Annotated in this window: 1 protein-coding gene; it reads right to left on the bottom strand. The window is 70.9% G+C overall.

Going from position 1 to position 2,736, the window contains the following annotated elements:
• On the bottom strand, nt 1–2,736 hold a 2,736-nt coding region (locus D7Y13_RS40525), incomplete at both ends, for a condensation domain-containing protein (RefSeq protein WP_158626199.1).

Raw genomic sequence — 2,736 nt, 5'->3', positions numbered from 1 at the left:
CACGCGCCATCTCGTGGAAGAGGGCGGTGGTGAGCAGCACCGTGGTGGCGCCCACTTCCCGCAGCTTCCGGGCGAGGTGCGGCGGCGACAGCGTGACGTCACGCGGGAGGATGACGAGCCGCGCGCCATTGAGCAGCGCCCCCCAGATTTCGAAGGTGGCCGCGTCGAAGGACGGCGTGGACACCTGCGCGATGCAGTCTTGCGGCGTCAGGCGAACGTAGTTCGTCTCGCGCACCAGGTGGACGATGGAGCGGTGCTCCACGCCCGCGCCTTTCGGCGTCCCGGTGGAGCCCGACGTGTAGAGCACGTAGGCCAACTGCCCCGGCAGCACCGGCACCCCGACGGGCGCGGTGGTGGCGTCGTGGCGCTCCAGCGAGTCCAGGTACACCGTCGGCCACGACTGCTCCAGGAGCGACGGCAGCAGCGCGCGCTCCGTCACCACGGCGGACAGGCCCGCGTCCTGGAACATGAACGTCAGCCGCTGCTGCGGGTAGGACGGGTCCAACGGCACGTAGCAGCCGCCGGCCTTGAGCACGCCCAACATGCCCACCACCAGGTCCAGGCCGCGCTCCAGGCACAGGCCCACGCGGCCCTCCGGACGCAGGCCCAGGGACACCAGGTGGCGCGCGAGTTGGTTCGCCCGCGCATCCAGCGCTCCGTAGGTGAGTGACTTGCCCTCGTGCTCCACGGCCACGGCATCAGGCGCGCGGCGGACGTGGGCTTCGAAGAGGCCAGGGAGGGCATCCTCCGTGAAGGGCAGGGTGGCCGCGGCGTTCCAGTCCACCAGCACCCAGGAGCGCTCTTCGGCGTCCATGAGTGGCAGGCGGCTGACGGGCACCGTCACGTCCTTCGCCACGGCCTCCAGCAGCACGCGGAACTGCGACGCCAGTCGCGCGGCGGTGGTCGGCGTGAAGAGGTCCAGGCTGTATTCGAGCGTCCCCTCCAACCCTTCGTCACGCGCCATCATCGACAGGCTCACGTCGAAGCGTGAGGTGTCCGGCGCGGTGGGCAGCAGTTCCACGCGCACACCGGGCAGCGCGGGCGGCGGCACCGGCGCGTTGTGCAGCGCGAACATCACCTGGAACAGCGGCGTGCGGGATGGACCGCGCGTCGTTTGCAGCGCTTCCACGAGCCGTTCGAACGGAACGTCCTGGTGGGCATACGCTGCCAGGGAGGATTCGCGCACTCGGTCCAGCAGTTCGGTGAAGCGCGGGTTGCCATCCAGGCGGGCACGCAGCACCAGCGTGTTGAGGAACACGCCGATGAGCGGCTCCAGCTCCGGCCGGGTGCGGTGGGCCACGGGACTGCCCACCGCGAAGTCGTCCTGCCCCGAGTAGCGCGACAGCAGCGCTTCGTATCCGGCCAGCAGCACCATGAAGAGCGTGGCGTCGCGCTCCCGAGCCACCTGCTCCAGCGTACGCACCAGCGTGGCCGGCAGCGTGAAGACGTGGCTTGCGCCCCGCAGGGTCCGCGTCGTGGGCAGGCCGTGCTCGGACGGCAGCGTCAACGCGGGCAGGTCCTTCAGGGAGTCACGCAGGGCTTCCAGGTGCGCCTGCACGCCTTCGGAGTTCCCCGCCTGGCGCTGCCACACGGCGAAGTCGGCGGCCTGCACCGACAGCGCCGGAAGCGGCGAGGGACGACCTTCCGCGAACGCCGCATAGAGGCTGCCCACCTCGTGCACGAGCACACCCATGGACCAACCGTCGGAGACGATGTGGTGCAGGGTCAGCAGCAGCACGTGCTCCTGTGCAGCCAACCGCAGCAAGCGCGTGCGCAGGAGCGGGCCGGTGCGCAGGTCGAACGGCAGGGCCGCTTCGTCGCGCATGCGGCGGCGCAGGGTGTCCTCTCGTGCGGCGCCTTCGGGGAGCACCTCTATCGGCAGGGGCCATCCAGCAGGCGCGGCTCCTTCGGGAAGGATCGGCCACTCCGCAGGCGCGGCGTGGATGCGCTGGAGCGGCTGGCCCTCACGCTCCAGGAAGGTGGTGCGCAGCGGCTCATGCCGGCGAACGATTTCCGCGAAGGTGCGGCGCAGCACCTCCACGTCCAGGGCCCCGGTGAGCCGCAGGGCCAGGGGGATGTTGTAGAGCGCCTGTCCCGGCTCCAACTGCTCCAGGAACCACATGCGCTGCTGCGCGAACGACAGCGGCAAGTCCCCGTCCCTCGGCACGACAGGCAGCGGCAGGGTGACGGCGCGCGACGGCAGCGCCTGAATGCGCTCCGCGAGCTGGGTCAGCGTGGGCGCCTCGAACAGCGTGCGCAGGGGCAGGTCCACGCCGAACCGCGCGGCCACCCGGGTGACGAGCTGCGTGGCCAGCAACGAATGCCCACCCAGGTCGAAGAAGTCGTCGTGCGCGCCCACGCGCTCCACGCGCAGCACTTCACGGAAGAGGGACGCCAATTGCTCCTGGAGCGGCGTCAGGGGCGCGTCGTCCTCATGCGAGGACGTAGCGGCCGAGGGGGCGGGAAGCTCTCGGCGGTCCACCTTCCCGTTGGTGGTGAGGGGCAGGGCGTCCAGGCCGACGAAGGCGGCGGGCACCATGTACTCGGGCAGACGCGCGCGCAGGTGCTCGCGCAGGACTCCGGCCTCCACCGTGGCCGGGACGACGTAGGCCACGAGGCGCTGGTCTCCGGGCACGTCCTCGCGCACGATGACGACCGTCTCGCGGACGTCGGGGTGCGTGCTGAGCGAGGACTCGATTTCGCCCAGCTCGATGCGGAAGCCCCGCAGCTTCACCT

The sequence above is a fragment of the Corallococcus praedator genome (genome assembly GCF_003612125.1).
Classification (GTDB): domain Bacteria; phylum Myxococcota; class Myxococcia; order Myxococcales; family Myxococcaceae; genus Corallococcus; species Corallococcus praedator.
Note: the sequence above shows the minus strand (reverse complement) of the source record. Positions and strands in the feature narration are given on the sequence as shown.